Annotated in this window: 11 protein-coding genes and 4 pseudogenes; 10 read left to right on the forward strand and 5 right to left on the reverse strand. The window is 66.2% G+C overall.

Annotation, left to right across the window (positions count from 1 at the left end; translation table 11 throughout):
• Positions 1–89: 89 nt before the first annotated feature.
• Both ettA and N0A20_RS06610 read left to right on the forward strand, forming a co-directional pair.
• The gene (ettA, locus tag N0A20_RS06605) at positions 90–1,769 is read left to right on the forward strand and encodes an energy-dependent translational throttle protein EttA (protein ID WP_260583130.1); all 1,680 of its coding nucleotides are present in this window, start codon (positions 90–92) and stop codon (positions 1,767–1,769) included.
• 227 nt (positions 1,770–1,996) lie between these two features.
• The gene (locus N0A20_RS06610) at positions 1,997–2,221 is read left to right on the forward strand and encodes a PaaI family thioesterase (protein ID WP_260583848.1); all 225 of its coding nucleotides are present in this window, start codon (positions 1,997–1,999) and stop codon (positions 2,219–2,221) included.
• Positions 2,222–2,395: 174 nt separating this feature from the next.
• Here the strand turns inward: N0A20_RS06610 and N0A20_RS06615 are convergent.
• The 3 genes and pseudogenes from N0A20_RS06615 to N0A20_RS06625 form a co-directional block, all read right to left on the reverse strand.
• Positions 2,396–2,911, reverse strand: a pseudogene (locus N0A20_RS06615) (CinA family protein); the annotation flags it as partial.
• A gap of 57 nt (positions 2,912–2,968) precedes the next feature.
• The gene (locus N0A20_RS06620) at positions 2,969–3,202 is read right to left on the reverse strand and encodes a hypothetical protein (protein WP_260583131.1); all 234 of its coding nucleotides are present in this window, start codon (positions 3,200–3,202) and stop codon (positions 2,969–2,971) included.
• A gap of 341 nt (positions 3,203–3,543) precedes the next feature.
• Positions 3,544–4,690: pseudogene (locus tag N0A20_RS06625) on the reverse strand (bifunctional 2-C-methyl-D-erythritol 4-phosphate cytidylyltransferase/2-C-methyl-D-erythritol 2,4-cyclodiphosphate synthase).
• A gap of 71 nt (positions 4,691–4,761) precedes the next feature.
• Between N0A20_RS06625 and dusB the strand changes: the two are divergent.
• The 3 genes and pseudogenes from dusB to ntrC all read left to right on the forward strand — a co-directional run bounded on the left by dusB (position 4,762) and on the right by ntrC (position 8,282).
• On the forward strand, positions 4,762–5,778 hold the full coding sequence (gene dusB / locus N0A20_RS06630; RefSeq protein WP_260583132.1) for a tRNA dihydrouridine synthase DusB: 1,017 nt from the start codon (positions 4,762–4,764) through the stop codon (positions 5,776–5,778).
• Positions 5,775–6,866: a nitrogen regulation protein NR(II) gene (locus N0A20_RS06635; RefSeq protein ID WP_260583133.1), complete on the forward strand. Its 1,092-nt coding sequence runs from the start codon at positions 5,775–5,777 to the stop codon at positions 6,864–6,866. Before dusB ends, N0A20_RS06635 begins: the two co-directional genes overlap by 4 nt.
• Positions 6,863–8,282: pseudogene (ntrC, locus tag N0A20_RS06640) on the forward strand (nitrogen regulation protein NR(I)). Before N0A20_RS06635 ends, ntrC begins: the two are co-directional and overlap by 4 nt.
• Here ntrC and N0A20_RS06645 read toward each other — a convergent pair.
• A complete protein-coding gene (locus tag N0A20_RS06645) occupies positions 8,192–8,704 on the reverse strand; it encodes a hypothetical protein (protein ID WP_260583134.1) in 513 nt (170 codons plus the stop codon). The pseudogene ntrC and the gene N0A20_RS06645 sit on opposite strands and share 91 nt — an antisense overlap.
• Before the next feature lie 692 nt (positions 8,705–9,396).
• Between N0A20_RS06645 and N0A20_RS06650 the strand changes: the two genes are divergently transcribed.
• From N0A20_RS06650 to hflX, 5 genes and pseudogenes are all read left to right on the forward strand, one after another.
• Positions 9,397–10,272, forward strand: coding sequence for a hypothetical protein (locus N0A20_RS06650; protein WP_260583135.1), 876 nt, complete (start codon positions 9,397–9,399; stop codon positions 10,270–10,272).
• Positions 10,244–11,692, forward strand: coding sequence for a sensor histidine kinase (locus N0A20_RS06655; RefSeq protein ID WP_260583136.1), 1,449 nt, complete (start codon positions 10,244–10,246; stop codon positions 11,690–11,692). Before N0A20_RS06650 ends, N0A20_RS06655 begins: the two co-directional genes overlap by 29 nt.
• On the forward strand, positions 11,682–13,061 hold the full coding sequence (locus N0A20_RS06660; RefSeq protein WP_260583137.1) for a sigma-54-dependent transcriptional regulator: 1,380 nt from the start codon (positions 11,682–11,684) through the stop codon (positions 13,059–13,061). The genes N0A20_RS06655 and N0A20_RS06660 overlap by 11 nt, the downstream gene beginning before the upstream one ends.
• Positions 13,062–13,183: 122 nt before the next feature.
• Positions 13,184–13,675, forward strand: a complete 492-nt coding sequence (gene hfq / locus N0A20_RS06665; RefSeq protein ID WP_409574739.1) for an RNA chaperone Hfq — start codon at positions 13,184–13,186, stop codon at positions 13,673–13,675.
• An 8-nt stretch (positions 13,676–13,683) separates the two neighbouring features.
• Positions 13,684–15,019, forward strand: a pseudogene (gene hflX / locus N0A20_RS06670) (GTPase HflX).
• Positions 15,020–15,122: 103 nt separating this feature from the next.
• Here hflX and mazG read toward each other — a convergent pair.
• Positions 15,123–15,848 carry a nucleoside triphosphate pyrophosphohydrolase gene (gene mazG, locus N0A20_RS06675; protein ID WP_409574740.1) on the reverse strand — a complete coding sequence of 242 codons (726 nt, stop codon included), beginning with the start codon at positions 15,846–15,848 and terminating at the stop codon, positions 15,123–15,125.
• Positions 15,849–15,988 lie beyond the last annotated feature (140 nt).

Genomic DNA, 15,988 nt, shown 5'->3' on the forward strand with positions numbered 1-15,988 from the left:
CGATTGCCAAGCAGCCGCCCATTCGCTAACCGGCGCGCAACATCTCTCCCGGCCGCCCGCGCGGCCCAGCCACCACCGGAGCAAATCCCATGGCCGCCCAATATAGTTTCGTGATGAAGGGTCTGACCAAGACCTATCCCGGCGCGCAAAAGCCGACGCTCAACAACCTCAGCCTGCAATTCTACCCCGATGCCAAGATCGGGATCGTCGGCCCGAACGGCACCGGCAAGTCGACGCTGATGAAGATCATGGCGGGCATGGACACCGATTTTGCCGGCGAAGCCTGGCCGGGCGAGGGGATCACCGTCGGTTATCTGGCGCAGGAGCCCGAACTCGACCCCAGGAAGACGGTCAAGGAAAATGTCATGGACGGCGTCCGCCCCGTTGCCGACATGATGGAGCGCTTTAACGAGATCAGCGCGCTGATGGCCGACCCGCCCGAGGATGCCGATTTCGACGCGCTGATGGAGGAAATGGGCACACTCCAGGAAAAGATCGACGCGGTCGACGGCTGGACGCTCGACAACCAGCTCGAAATCGCGATGGAGGCGCTGCGCTGTCCGCCGGGCGACTGGGGCGTCGAAAATCTGTCGGGCGGTGAAAAGCGCCGCATCGCGCTCACCCGCCTGCTGCTCGAAAAGCCGTCGATCCTGCTGCTCGACGAGCCGACCAACCACCTCGACGCCGAAAGCGTCGCGTGGCTGGAGAAGCATCTCGTCGACTATCCGGGGAACGTCATTCTCGTCACCCACGACCGCTATTTCCTCGACAATGTCGTGAACTGGATCCTCGAACTCGATCGCGGCCGCTATTTCGTCTACGAAGGCAACTACTCGACCTATCTCGAAAAGAAGGGCAAGCGCCTCGAACAGGAGGCGCGCGAGGATCAGGGCCGCCAGAAGGCGATCAGGGACGAGCTCGAATGGATCCGGCAGTCGCCCAAGGCGCGTCAGGCCAAGTCGAAGGCGCGTATCAAATCCTTCGACCAGCTCGTCGAGGCCCAGGAAAACCGCACCCCCGGCAAGGCGCAGATCGTCATCCAGGTCCCCGAACGCCTCGGCGGCAAGGTGATCGAGGTCCATAATATCTCGAAGGCCTATGGCGACAAATTGCTGTTCGAGGACCTCTCCTTCACGCTGCCCCCGGGCGGCATCGTCGGCGTCATCGGCCCCAACGGCGCGGGCAAGTCGACCCTCTTCCGCCTCATCACCGGCCAGGAAACCCCCGACAACGGCGAGGTCGTCATCGGGGACACCGTGCGCCTCGGCTATGTCGACCAGAGCCGTGACGCGCTCGATGCCAACAAGAATGTCTGGGAGGAAATCTCGGGGGGGCACGAGCTGATGAACATCGGCAAGCACGAGATGCAGACGCGCGCCTATGTCGGCGCGTTCAATTTCAAGGGCGTCGACCAGCAGAAGAAGGTCGGCCAGCTCTCCGGCGGCGAACGCAACCGCGTCCATATGGCCAAGATGCTGAAACAGGGCGGCAATGTGCTGCTGCTCGACGAACCGACCAACGACCTCGACACCGAAACGCTCGCCGCGCTCGAGGAAGCGCTGGAGAATTTCGCGGGCTGCGCCGTGGTGATCAGCCACGACCGCTTCTTCCTCGACCGCCTCGCGACGCACATCCTCGCCTTCGAGGGCGACAGCCATGTCGAATGGTTCGAGGGCAATTTCGAGGCCTATGAGGAGGACAAGATCCGCCGCCTCGGCGACGGCGCGACGCGTCCGCACGCGACGACCTACAAGAAGCTGACGCGCTGACCGGCATGGCGGTGGAGGGCACTCCAATCTCGTCGAGCGCGATCCGCCTGGATGCGGATGCGCTCAACGATTTCATGAAGCGGGCCTTCCCCCATGCCGAACCGGGGTCGCGCGGCTATGTGGTCTGTGCCGCGCCGGGCCATGTCCGGGCACGGATGGACCCCAATGACAAGGCGCTCCGTCCGGGCGGGCTGATCTCGGGCCCGACGCAGATGGGGTTCGCCGACATGGCTGCCTATGCGCTCGTCCTTGCGCATATCGGCCCGGTGGCGATGGCGGTGACCAGCGGCCTCAATTATCAGTTCCTGCGTCCTTGCCGGCCCGGCCCCTTGTTCGCCGACGCGTCGATGCTGCGGCTCGGCAAGCGGCTTGCCGTCATGGACGTGCGCATCTGGACCGACGACCCCGACAAACCAGTCGGGCAGGCGAATGTGACCTACGCCATTCCGTGACCGGCAACGACGTCGGCATTCGGGTAAAGACGGACACTTAGCTGCCCTCCCGCCCGCGAAAGGCAAGATCAGCGCGCCTGAAAGGTCTGCTGAACCCCGAAAGCGGACGCGACGCGCGTGCGCTTCATCGTGCTCGAGCAGCGCAATATCCTCGGACGGCCCGAGCTCATCCTTTTCGGGCCGGAGCAAGTCGAGCGCGAACATCGCGGCATGGTGGCGAATCGATCCGCGGTCGCCGTCTTCGAACTGTACCCGCTGGGTGAAATAAGCGTCGGGATCCTGCCCGCGCAGCCCGCGCGCGAAGACCACGAGCCCGACCGGCTTCTTCTCCGATCCGCCGCCTGGGCTGGCGATCCCGGTGATCGCGACCGCGACGTCGGCGTCGCTGTTCGCCAGCGCGCCGGTCACCATCGCCCAAGCGGTGGCCAGCGACACTTCTCCGAACGTTTCCAATATCTCGGTGCTGACGTCGAGCTGGCGTTGCTTGGCATCGGCCGAATAGGTAACGAAGCCCGCCGAAAACACGTCCGAACTGCCGGGAACGTCGGTCAGCGCCACGCATACCATGCCGCCGGTGCAGCTTTCGGCGACCGCGACTCGCCGCGCGGCCGCGCGATTGGCCGCCAGCACGGTGTCGGCGAGCGCCGCGCGTCTGGCGCTCCGCTCCTTGGTTTGACGGGCGCCGGTCATCGGCGAGACAAGATGGAGAGCACTGAAATTCTCCTTTATGCGCGCGGGCGGCGGGCTTCAGCCCTGTCCGGCCTCGCTGCGCGGGCAGCTTCCGATTTCCTTGTCGCCGCGCGCCGCGGCGCTCAGCGTCACCGCCAGCAGATGCGCCGTCTGGGCGCCGGTCAGCGGCGAGAGCGCCTCGCTGATGTCGTTGACCTCGCCGCAGCTGTCGGGGGTCAGCTTGATGCCCATCGCCTCGACCAGGAACAGGTCGAGCATCGGCCGCAGCATCTCGTCGGGGAGTTCGGCCATTTCTTCCACATTCTTGTCGCTCTTGCGTGCCCCGATCTTGAGGAAGGCGGCACGTGCCGCTCGACCAGGAGGTGTCGCTCATGCCGCGCAGCTCGTCAGCACGCGACGGCAGCCCGGCGCGCACATAGCTGTCCGCTGGCAGATGCGTGGAACAGGTTTCGATCACGCCGTCTATCACCTGCGGAACGAAATAGGTGACCAGCCCCTCCATTTCGCCCGGCGTGATGCAGGCCATGCTCTGCGCCTGCGCCGGACCCGCCGCGACCAGCGCCGCGCCCGCGATCAAAGCCATAAACCGTCGTGCCATCGTTGCCCCCTTGAAGTCCGGTCCCAAAGCCGTCTTAATATCGTCTTAGCGCCGCAACCGCCTGCGCCGCAATGCCTTCGCCGCGCCCCGCAAAGCCAAGGCGCTCGGTCGTCGTAGCCTTGATGTTCACCGCGTCGGGCGCGATGCCCAGCAAGTCCGCGACAGTGTCCTGCATCGCCGCGCGATGCGGACCGATTTTCGGTGCCTCGCAGATGATCGTGACATCGACATTGCCGATCGCGTAGCCCTTTTCGGCCGCAAGCCGCGCGGCATGGCGCAGGAACAGCGACGACGGCGCGCCACGCCACTGGGCGTCGCTCGGCGGGAAATGCTGGCCGATATCGCCTTCGCCGATCGCCCCCAGGATCGCATCGACCAGCGCATGGATCGCGACATCGGCGTCGCTATGCCCGGCGAGCCCGAAATCATGCGGAATCTTCACGCCGCAAAGCCACAATTCCTCGCCCGCCGCGAGCCGGTGGACGTCGTAGCCGGTTCCCACACGCATAGGCGCCGCGGCGGCGAAGTCGCCTAGCAAAGGTCAGTTTATGCAACGCCTCGTCTCCTTCGACCAGCGCCACCGCTAGCCCCGCCGCCCGCGCAACCTGCGCATCATCGCCAGCATCGTCGGGGCCGCTCCAGCCACGATGCGCCGCCAGAATCGCAGCAAAGTCGAACGCCTGCGGCGTCTGCACCCGGCGCAGCCGCTCGCGCCGTGCGGGCGCGCCCATCACGTTGCCGTCGGCCTCGGTGAGGCTGTCGACCACCGACAGCACCGGGATCGCGCCCGGCCGTGCGTCGAGCGCCGCGAGCAGCCGTGCGATCACCGCGGCGGGCAAAACCGGCCGCGCCGCATCATGAATCAGCACCCGTGCGGGCGGGTCGTCCGCCAACGCTTCCAGCGCCAGCCGCACCGATTGCCGACGCGTCGCACCGCCCGTGACCAGCCGCACGCCGGGAATGTCCGCAAGCGCCGCTTCGGCCAGCGCATCGCCGCCTTCGGGGATCGCCACAACGATCGGCCCGATCCCCGCCGCAGCCAGCGCCTCCGCCGAATGGCGTACCACCGGCTTGCCGCGCCACGGGGCGAACTGCTTGGGGAGCGGCTGGCCCGCGCGCAATCCCTGACCGGCCGCCACGATGACGGCGGCGGCAGGGGCGGGGAGGGCGGCTTCATCCATGGCTCACGCGGGTAATCGCTTGCTGTCGGCGCGGCAATAGGGTAGGCGCTGCCCAAATTTTAGGCAAAATGATGACGATCCCCCCCACGCCGCCCGGGCTGCGGCCCATCCGTATCGGCAACATCACCATCGCGGATCCCGTGATCCTCGCGCCGATGACGGGCGTCACCGACCTGCCGTTCCGCAAGCTCGTGCGCTATTACGGCTCGGGGCTCAACGTCACCGAAATGATCGCCAGCCAGGCCGCAATCCGCGAGACACGCCAGTCGATCCAGAAAGCCGCCTGGGACCCGGTCGAGGAGCCGGTGTCGATGCAGCTCGTCGGCTGCACTCCCTATGAAATGGGCGAGGCGGCGAAGCTCAACGAGGATCGCGGCGCGGCGATCATCGACATCAACATGGGCTGCCCGGTGCGCAAGGTCACCAACGGCGAAGCGGGCTCGGCGCTGATGCGCGACCTGAAGCTCGCCGCCGCGCTGATCGAATCCTGCGTCAAGGCCGTGAGCGTGCCGGTGACGGTCAAGATGCGCATGGGCTGGTGCCACGACAGCCTCAACGCCCCCGAACTCGCGCATATCGCCGAGGATCTCGGTGCCAAGCTCGTCACCGTCCACGGCCGCACCCGCAACCAGATGTATCGCGGCGAGGCCGATTGGGCGTTCGTGCGCCAGGTCAAGGACGCGGTATCAATCCCGGTGATCGTCAACGGCGACATTTGCTCGGCCGATGATGCGAAGACCGCGCTCGCGCAGAGCGGCGCTGACGGCGTCATGATCGGCCGCGGCGCCTATGGTCGCCCCTGGCTGCTGGGGCAGGTGATGGCGGCGCTGCGCGGCGAGGCCGGGCGCCCCGATCCCGGCCTAGACGAACAATATGACGTCATTACATCGCATTATCGGGCGATGATCGACCATTATGGAGAAATCACGGGCGTCAATATGGCGCGCAAGCACCTCGGCTGGTACGTCAAGGGGCTGCACGGCTCGGCCGAGTTCCGCAACAAGGTCAACCAGATTCCCGACAGCCAGGGCGTGCTCGACGCGCTCGAGGCCTTTTACGGACCGCATCTGACCAGGGCCGCCGCGTGAGCGCGCTGACGTCGAGCATCCCGACCTTCGACCATGACGAACTGATCCAGTCGCATCCCGTCGCGACTTTGCTCATCGACCGCAACGGCGTCATCCTCTTCGTCAACGCCGCCGCCGAACAGCTTTGCAATACCGGCCGCGCCGCGATGGTCGGCCAGGTCGTCTACGATGTCATCGACATGGACCGCAATTACCGCCAGCGGATGAGCGATCCCGCCTATTCGGCGCTCTTCGCCCACGGCGCGGAGATCAGCGTCGGCGGCCGCAAATCGATCGCGGTCGATATGCAGATGGTCCCCTATGGCCAGAGCGGCCACCGCATTCTCGCACTCGTCCCGTCGCAGCGCGAGGCCGAGTTGATGGGCGGGTCGATCGGCCGTTCGGGCCGCGCCGCCGGCGCCGCCGCCTCGATGCTGGCGCACGAGATCAAGAATCCGCTGGCCGGCATCCGCGGCGCGGCGCAACTGCTCGCGCGCGGCGCCGACGCCGGCAAGGCGCGCTTCACCGAACTGATCGTCGCGGAGGTCGACCGCATCGCGAACCTGATCGACCAGATGGAGCATTTCTCGCGCGGCCAGCCGATCGCCTGCGAACCGCTCAACCTCTACCAGCCGATCCACCAGGCGATGGAGGCGGTGCGCGCCCGCCAGCTTCCCGGCATCCGTTTTGCCGAGGATTTCGATCCGTCGCTGCCGCTCGTGCTCGGCAACCATGACGCCATGGTCCAAATTCTCCAGAATCTCCTCACCAACGCCAGCGAGGTGCTCGCGGGCCGCGACGACGGCACCGTCCGCATCGCGACGGCGTACCGCCACGGCCTCTCGATCGACAATGGCGACGGGCGCGGGCGCATCGCGCTGCCGATCGAGGTCGCGATCAGCGACAACGGCCCCGGCGTTCCCGCCGAAATCCGCGGCGACGTCTTCGACCCGTTCGTCACGACCAAGCGCGAGGGGCGGGGTCTCGGCCTCGCGCTGGTCGCCAAGCTCGCGCGCGACATGGGCGGCACGGTCCAGCATCTGCGCGACGGCGAATGGACGCGCTTCCGGATCCACCTGCCCGCGGCGAAAGAGGGGCGCACCGCATGAACGGAAAGACGATCCTGCTCGTCGAGGACGATCCGACGATCGCGCTCATCATCCGCGAAACGCTGGTCGGCGAATCGGGGGTGTTCGCGGCGGTCACCACCATTGCCGAGCGCAACGCCTGGCTTGCGGGGAACGAACCCGATCTCATCATCACCGACGTGGTCCTGCCCGACGGCGACGGCATCGACTCGCTGTCGGGCGCCGGAGTCGATCCCGACGTGCCGGTGATCGTGCTGTCGGCGCAGAACACGCTCGACACCGCCGTGCGCGCGACCGGCATCGGCAGCTATGATTATCTGCCCAAGCCGTTCGACCTCGAGGATCTGACCACCAGCGTTCGCGCCGCGCTCAAGCGCCGCCGTGCCGAACCCGCCGTGGCGGCCGACGCGGGCCCCGCCGACAGCCATGGCCTCGTCGGTCGCGCTCCGGCGATGCAGGCGGTCTATCGCACCATCGCGCGGCTCGCCTCGAACGACCTGGCGGTGCTCATCCTTGGCGAGATCGGGGACGGGCAAGGAGGTCGTCGCGCGCGCGATCCACGCCACCGGCCTGCGCCGCGCCGGGCCTTTCGTGGCGATCAACATGGCCGCGATCCCGCGCGAACTGATCGAGGCGGAGCTGTTCGGCCATGAAAAGGGCGCCTTCACCGGCGCCACCAGCCGCAGCGCTGGCCGGTTCGAACAGGCGGCGGGCGGAACGCTCTTCCTCGACGAGATCGGCGACATGCCGCTGGAGGCGCAGACCCGCCTGCTTCGCGTGCTGCAGAGCAACGAATATTCGACCGTCGGCGGCAGCCAGGCGCTGCGTGCCGACGTCCGCGTCGTCGCCGCGACGCACCGCGACATGCGCACGCTCGTCGCCGACGGGCGCTTCCGCGAGGATCTGTTCTACCGGCTCAACGTCATTCCGGTGACGCTACCGCCCTTGCGCGACCGGCGCAGCGACATAGCGGCGCTGATCCGCCATTTCGTCGACGCGGGGCGCGCCTCGGGCCTGCCCGACCGCCAGTTCGCGCCCGCCGCGATGCAATTGCTCGAACGCTATGACTGGCCCGGCAATGTCCGCGAACTGGGCAACGTCGTCCAGCGTCTCGCCGTGCTGTCGCGCGATACCGTCGTCGGCGTCCGCGACGTCGAGGCCGTGCTGCACGAAAGCGGGGAGGGCACGCCGATCGTCGCCCCCGCCGATGCCATCGGCCGCGCGGTCGACGACTGGGCGCGCGAGGAATTGGCCGCCGCCGAACAGGACGGCGCGATCCACGAACGACTCCAGGCGATCGTCGAGGCGGCGCTTCTCCGCCGCGTCCTGCGCGACGTGCGCGGCAATCAGCTCGAGGCGGCCCGGAGACTGGGGATCAACCGCAACACGCTGCGCAAGCGGCTGGGGCAGCTGGAGATCGACCCGATGCGGGTCTGACCGGCTTTGGGGGCGGTCAGCGCTAGGCCGCGGTTGTAGTCGATCCTGATCCGGACCCAACTTCCCACCAATGATTTCCCCCCGACCCGAGGTGGCCGCACTTTGAACTGCCACGCCGCCGCGAGCACCGCGCGATTGATTTGCGACCCGTTGGGATATTCGTCCAGTCCGACGCAATCCTCGACGCGGTAATCCGGCGCGGTCCGGCAGGCGATCAGTCCCCAACCGGGTCCGCTGGCGGTCGACAGATAGCCGCGCAGCTCGTCGTCGCTCGGTTCGCGATACCAGGCGGCGGCGTAGAGCGCCTCGCCATTCGGCGCCGTTCCCACCCGCTCGGAGTCGCGAAGGGCCGGGGAATCGCCTTTATTGGGCGGTCCATAGACCTGTCCGCCGGGTGCGCGCGTGCCGATGGGCGGATTCACCGGCGATGGTCGCCATTCGACCTGAGCTCGGCATGGTGGAGGCGGGTTTCGGTTGAGCCGCTTGCGCGGGCAGCGCTTCGGTTGGTCTCGGCTGCTGCGGTTGATCGGGGGCTGGCTGTGGCGATGTCGCCCGATCCTGTCTGGGGCTGCTCGGTACCCGCGCATCGTGCGGCGCCTCCGCGGACGGCAGGCTCAGGACGCTGACGAATTCTTCCTCAAGATGGGGCGGCTTTTCCGAGCCCCACGACAGCAGCATGAACAGCAGGAGCGCCGCAATCACGACGGCCAGGCCGATGGCAAGCGTGCGGCGGCCCACCCCGATGTTGAGCTGTTCGAAGTAGGGAGTGGCTGGAATAGAGCTCAGCGGAAGCAATCTTTGATGACGGAGTGTGCCGGTCGAAGCATCCGGGCCCAACCCTTCCGGGGGGTTAGGCGCACCCCGGAACTTTGACAAGGGAGGGCCCGCGCCGTGACGGGCGATGAAAGGGAAGCACTCCGGAGTGGCCTACCCGCCGTGGATTGCTTCGCTTCGACGACAATGACGATCAACCTGGGCGGCGAGGATAATCCACGTTTCGTTTCGGCCCGACCGTCGCGGCCAACGCCCGATCGAACCGATTTCCGCGATCAGTTGTGACCTGACCGCACATTGTGTGTTTTCTATGCAACAGGTTTGTCGTAGCAAAGCAACAATGGCGAACGGCGCGACGACGGTGAATCAGATGGAGGCCGAGGGGCAGGGCACCCGCTCGCGCGTCTGGACCTTCGCCGGTCCCGAATATTACACGCTGGCGGTCATCGTCAGCGTCGGCATCGCCACCTATATTTTCCTGACCGGCGATGCCCAGAGCGAACGGCTGCTCACCCCGGCGCTGGTCGCGACGATCATGGTGGCCAACCTCGTGCCCGCGATGGCGCTGATCGTGCTGATCGGCAGCCGTGTCGCGCGCGCCCGCGCCATGCGCTCGATGGCGGGCGGCAGCGGGCGTCTCCATGTCCGCCTCGTCGCGCTCTTCTCGCTGATCGCGGCGGCGCCGACCTTGCTCGTGGCGATCTTTGCCTCGCTGCTCTTTCAGTTCGGGGTCGATTTCTGGTTTTCCGACCGATCGCGCGGTATGTTCGAAAATGCCGCGAGCCTGGCGGAGGGCTATTATCAGGAGAACCAGCGCGAAGTCGGCGCCAACACCATCGCGATGGCCAAGGATCTCGGCAACTTCCTTGGCCGCGCGCGCATCGATGACCCCAATTTTTCCAACTATTATTTCCAGCAGGTGGTGGTCCGGAACCTCAATGAATCGGCGCTGATCGAAATCGGCGGCGATGGGGTCGCGCGAACTGCGGCGGGGGTCGATCCGGACAACCGGGCGGCCGAAAACCGCCTGACCCCCGAGATGCTAAAGCGGCTCGATGCCGGCGAAGATGTTGTCGTCGTGCGCCGGTCGGACCGCATCGAGGCGGCGACCAAGCTGCCCGGTGCGCGGCGCGCCTATGTCTACGCCTCGCGCGATTTCAACGTGCCCGGGTTCCAGCAGTCGGTCCGTGCCGGCGACGGTGCTCGCCGATTATAATGCGCTCTTCGAACGGTCGCAGCTGCTCCAGTTGCAATTCAACGGGGCGCTCTATCTGGGGTCGCTGCTCCTGCTCGCGCTCGCAGTGATCGCGGCGATCGTCGTCGCCGACCGCATCGTGCGCCCGCTCGGTACGCTCGTCGGCGCGACGCGTACCGCGGCGGAAGGCGACCTGTCGGTGCGCGTGACGCCATCGAGTCACGACGACGAGATTTCGGTCCTCAGCCGCGCCTTCAACCGGATGACCGAACAGATTCAGGGGCAGACCAGCGCGCTGGTCAGCGCCAACGAACAGATCGAAGCCCGCCGCAGCTTCATCGAGGCGGTGCTGAGCGGAGTCTCGTCGGCCGTCGTTTCGGTCGATGCCGATCATCGCATCCTGCTCGTCAACGCCGCCGCCGAGCGCCTGATCGGCCGCCGCGCGGAAGAGCTGACCGGCCGCCCGCTCGAAGAGGTCGCGCCCGAGCTGGCGCGGCTGATCACCGGCGACCAGCGCGAAGCCGTGGTCCAGCTGGCGCGCAAGGAGGCCGAGCCCGCGACGCTTGCTGCCAAGGCGGTCGCGCAGGGCGACGGTTTCGTGCTCAGCTTCGAGGATATCACCCAGCAATTGCTCGACCAGCGCCGCGCCGCCTGGTCCGACGTCGCGCGCCGCATCGCGCACGAGATCAAGAATCCGCTGACCCCGATCCAGCTCGCCGCCGAGCGCCTGCAACGCCGCTTCGGCGACAAGGTCGAGGGCGATCAGGCGACGTTCCGCAAGCTGACCGACACGGTGATCCGCCAGGTCCACGACATGCGCCGCATGGTCGACGAATTTTCGAGCTTCGCGCGCATGCCCAAGCCGACCTTCGGGGTCGAGGATATCCGCGACATCCTCAAACAGGCGGTGTTCCTGTTCGAGGTCGCCAAGCCCGACATCGAATTCAGCGTCAAGGTGCCGAACGATATCGAACCCCTGGTCTGCGACCGGAGACTTCTTTCGCAGGCATTGACGAATATCGTCAAGAATGCGGTGGAAGCAATTGAAGAAAACAGGAAAAATGACGAAACTTTACCCTTGGGCCACGTTCAGGCCATCCTCGATATGGGAAAAGATGGAGAAGTTCTGATCCGCATCACCGACGACGGTATCGGCCTTCCCGAGGCCCGCGACACCATCGCCGAACCCTATATGACGACCCGCCAGGGCGGCACCGGTCTCGGCCTCGCGATCGTCAAGAAGATCGTCGAGCAGCATTATGGCGAGCTTGATTTCAGCGACAATCGGGCGGGGAAGGGGACGTGCGTCACGCTGACCCTCCACCCCGACCGCCTGCGCCCGCTCGCCGGGACGGGCAGCGACACCACCACAACAGGGCAGGCCGAATCGGTTCCGGGCCGCTTCCGGAACCGCCAGAACAGAGACGATCATGGCGCTTGATATTCTGATCGTCGACGACGAGCGCGATATTTGCGAGCTCGTCGCCGACGTCATGGAAGACGAAGGATATGAGGCGCGCACCGCGTCGGACAGCGACGCCGCGCTCGAGGCGATCCGCCAGCGGCGCCCGTCGCTCGCGCTCATCGACGTGTGGCTGCAAGGTTCGCGGCTCGACGGGCTGGGGCTGGTGGAGGCGATCAAGGCGTTCGATCCGACGCTGCCGATCATTGTCATCTCGGGTCATGGCGGGCTCGATACCGCCGTCGCCGCCATCCGGCGCGGCGCCTTCGATTTCATCGAAAAGCCCTTCGAGGCCGAGCGCCTGCTTCATCTCGTCGCGCGCGCGACCGAGAGCGAGCGGCTGAAATTCGAATATGAGCGCCTTCGTGAACGCGCGGGGCCCGCCGACGAACTGACCGGCACCAGTGCCGCGATCAACAATGTCCGGGCGACGCTGAAGCGCGTTGCCGGCACGGGCAGCCGCGTCCTGATCACCGGCGCCGCCGGCGTCGGCAAGGAAGTGGCGGCGCGCGTGCTTCATGGCTGGAGCGGCCGCCACAGCGCGCCCTTCCGCGTCATTTCCTCGGCGCGCATGGATCCGGAGACGGTCGAGGCCGAACTCTTCGGCTCCGAAAGCGAGGATGGCGCTATCCGCGTCGGCCTGCTCGAGCAGGCGCACGGCGGCACTGTGTTCCTCGACGAGGTTGCCGACATGCCGTTGACCACGCAGGGCAAGATATTGCGCGTGCTCACCGACCAGAGCTTCACCCGGGTCGGCGGCCGCACGATGATCCGCGTCGATGTACGGATCATCTCCGGCTCGGCACGCGATCTGATGACCGAGATCGCCGAAAGCCGGTTTCGCGAGGACCTCTATTACCGGCTCAATGTCGTGCCGGTGCATATCCCGTCGCTGCGCGAGCGGCGCGACGATATTGCCGCGCTGTGCGAGCATTTCGTCGGCCGCTACGCCGCCGATCGCCGCGCGCCGCCCCCCGAAATCAGCGCCGAAGCGATGGCGGCGTTGCAGGCCCACGATTGGCCGGGCAATGTTCGCGAATTGCGCAATGTCATCGAGCGTGTGATGATCCTTGCGCCGAGCGATCGGCTCGGGCGCATCGATGCCGATATGCTGCCGTCCGAACTGGTGCGCGGCGGAACCGACATCCTGCCCAATGCCGAATCGATCACCGCGATTCCGCTGAAGGAAGCGCGCGAGAATTTCGAGCGCGAATATCTGCGCATCCAGATCAATCGTTTCTCGGGCAATATTTCGCGCACGGCGACCTTCATCGGCATGGAGCGCTCGGCGTTGCACCGGAAACTGAAGCTTCTGGGTTTGACCGATCATTCGGACGGCGAAGCCTAGCATCCATCGGCTTTACGCTAGACGTTCCCGGTGCTTTGCCGCATATTGGGCACGCCATGACGAACATGGTGGCCCAGCAAGGGGCATCAAGCGGCTTCGTCCGCCAAGAACAGGAGGCCAATGTGTCCGATAAAAACCAGAATCTCCAAGATCTCTTCCTCAACGCCCTCCGCCGCAGCAAGACCCCGGTGACGATGTTCCTCGTCAAGGGCGTCAAATTGCAGGGCATCATCACCTGGTTCGACAATTTCTCGCTGCTGCTGCGCCGCGACGGCCAGTCGCAGCTCGTCTACAAGCATGCCATTTCGACGGTGATGCCGTCGCACGACTTCGATCTCTCGGCGCTCGGCGACAGCCTGCGCGATGCGCCGCCCAGCAAGGGCAAGGCGCTGCAGGACGTGTTCCTGAATGCAGTGCGCAAATCGGACGAATCGGTGACGATGTTCCTCGTCAACGGCGTCATGCTCCAGGGCGATATCGTCGCGTTCGACCTGTTCTGCATGCTGCTCGAGCGCGAGCGGCAGGTGCAGCTGGTGTACAAGCATGCGATTTCGACGGTGCAGCCGAACGGCCCGATCAACCTGACCGACAGCGAGCCCGAGGGCGACGCCTGACCGACGCCATGTCCGATAATGACGAGGTCGCGCGCGGCGCCACCGCGGTGCTGATCGTGCCCGAATGGCATAGCCAGCGCCTGTCGCGCGACCTCGACGCGCGCGCCGAGGAGGCGAAGGGGCTGGCGCTCGCGATCGGGCTGGAGGTCGTGGCGGTCTATCCGTTGCGGCTGCGGCAGACACGCGCGGCCACCCTGCTGGGCGTCGGGCAGATTGAGGCCATTAAATCGGAAGTTGGCGAAGTTGCCGCGCAGCTCGTCATCGTCGATGCGGCACTGACGGCGATCCAGCAGCGCAATCTGGAGACGGCTTTCGGGGCCAAAGTCATTGATCGGACAGGATTAATCCTCGAAATCTTCGGCGAGCGGGCAGCGACGGCGGAAGGGCGGCTGCAGGTCGAACTGGCGCATCTCGATTATCAGGCGGGGCGGCTGGTGCGCAGCTGGACCCACCTCGAACGCCAGCGCGGCGGCTTCGGTTTCCTCGGCGGTCCAGGCGAAACGCAGATCGAGGCCGACCGGCGGATGATCCGGGGCCGCATGGCGCGCATCCGCAAACAGCTGGAGGAAGCGCGGCGGACGCGGCAGCTCCAGCGGTCGAAGCGCCAGCGCGCGCCTTGGCCCGTGGTCGCGCTCGTCGGCTATACGAACGCCGGAAAATCCACGTTTTTCAACCGCCTGACGGGAAGTGACGTCATGGCGGAAGATATGCTGTTCGCAACGCTCGACCCGACGATGCGCGAGATAAGGCTGCCCGGCATCGACAAGGCGATCTTGTCCGATACGGTGGGTTTCGTCTCCGACCTGCCGACCGAACTCGTCGCGGCCTTCCGCGCGACGCTGGAGGAGGTCACCACCGCCGACCTGATCGTCCACGTCCGCGACATCGTGCATCCCGACAGCGAGGCGCAATATGCCGATGTTGTCGCCATCCTCGATCTCGCTGGGGGTGAACGGGCCGCGGGACGGCGGGGAAGGGGACGCGGAGGCCCCCGCGGCGATCCCGCAGATCGAAATCTGGAACAAGATCGACACCGCCGATCCCGAGGCGCGTGCCGTCATCGCGGAGATGGCGGCGCGGCGGAGTGACGTCGCGGTGATTTCGGCGGTCAGCGGCGAAGGCGTCGATGCGGCGCGCGAGCTGATGGCGGCGCAGCTGACCGCGCAGCATAAATTGCACCGGATTTTCCTGGGCTATGGGCAGGGCGAGGCGGCGGCGTGGCTTCACGCGCGCGGCGAGGTGCTGGGCGACGCGCCCGAGGGTGAGGGGCATGTGCTGACGGTGCGGCTCGATCCTGCGGACATGGCGCGGTTCGAGCGACTGTTTCCGGGCAAGGTATCCTGATCCGTTCGTACTGAGCTTGTTGAAGCGCCGTCCTTTTCCGCGCGACTTGGAAAGAAAGAACGGCCCTTCGACAAGCTCAGGGCGAACGGGGTGCGGGGTAGGGTTAGCTACGCTCCGCCGCCTTGACCGCCTGCCAATGCGCTTCCTGCGCATCGAGCGGCAATCCCACGAGACTGCCGCCGGCATCGGCTTCCATGGCGGCAAAGCGTCGCGCGAATTTCCTGTTGGCGTCGCGCAGCGCGCTCTCGGCATCGACGCCGAGCTTGCGGGCGTAGTTGACGACGGCGAAGAGCAGGTCGCCGACCTCCTCATGGCGTTCGGCATCGCTCGATGCCTCGGCCACTTCGGCAAGTTCCTCGGCGATCTTGTCGCGCGGGCCGTCGGTGTCGGGCCAGTCGAAGCCGACGCGCGCGGCGCGCGATTGCAGCTTCTGCGCGCGCAGCAAGGCCGGCAGCGACAACGCGACGCCGTCGAGCGCGCCCTTGGGGCCGTCGGCGGCGCGCTCGTCGGCCTTGATCTGCTCCCATTGCCGCCGCACGTCGGACGTCGTGACGTCACCGAAGATATGCGGATGGCGGCGTTCCATCTTGTCGGAGATGGCGGTCGCGACATCGTCGAAGCCGAACAGCCCGCCGTCGGCCGCGATCTGGCTGTGAAAGACGACTTGGAGCAGCAGGTCGCCGAGTTCGTCGCAGATGGCCGCGGGGTCGCCGCCGGCGATCGCATCGGCGACCTCATAGGCTTCCTCGATCGTATAGGGCGCGATCGTCGAGAAATCCTGCGCGAGATCCCATTCGCAGCCGCCGTCGGGGTTGCGCAGACGGGCCATGACCCCAAGTAGGCGCTCGATGGGGGACGGGGGCGATGGGGCGGCATCCTGGGACATGAATTTATCCGATAATATATATTATGTTAAATACGATGTGAGCGGGAGAGAGGGTACTCGTTGCTTCATCACCTCGTCATTGC

This window comes from Sphingopyxis sp. PET50 (assembly GCF_025244705.1).
Classification (GTDB): Bacteria; Pseudomonadota; Alphaproteobacteria; order Sphingomonadales; family Sphingomonadaceae; genus Sphingopyxis.

Coding starts and splice junctions, on each gene's coding strand:
- ettA (WP_260583130.1), top strand. CDS start 90: ATGGCCGCCCAATATAGTTTCGTGATGAAGGGTCTGACCAAGACCTAT.
- N0A20_RS06610 (WP_260583848.1), top strand. CDS start 1,997: ATGGCTGCCTATGCGCTCGTCCTTGCGCATATCGGCCCGGTGGCGATG.
- N0A20_RS06620 (WP_260583131.1), bottom strand. CDS start 3,202: ATGGCCGAACTCCCCGACGAGATGCTGCGGCCGATGCTCGACCTGTTC.
- dusB (WP_260583132.1), top strand. CDS start 4,762: ATGACGATCCCCCCCACGCCGCCCGGGCTGCGGCCCATCCGTATCGGC.
- N0A20_RS06650 (WP_260583135.1), top strand. CDS start 9,397: ATGGCGAACGGCGCGACGACGGTGAATCAGATGGAGGCCGAGGGGCAG.
- N0A20_RS06660 (WP_260583137.1), top strand. CDS start 11,682: ATGGCGCTTGATATTCTGATCGTCGACGACGAGCGCGATATTTGCGAG.
- mazG (WP_409574740.1), bottom strand. CDS start 15,848: ATGGCCCGTCTGCGCAACCCCGACGGCGGCTGCGAATGGGATCTCGCG.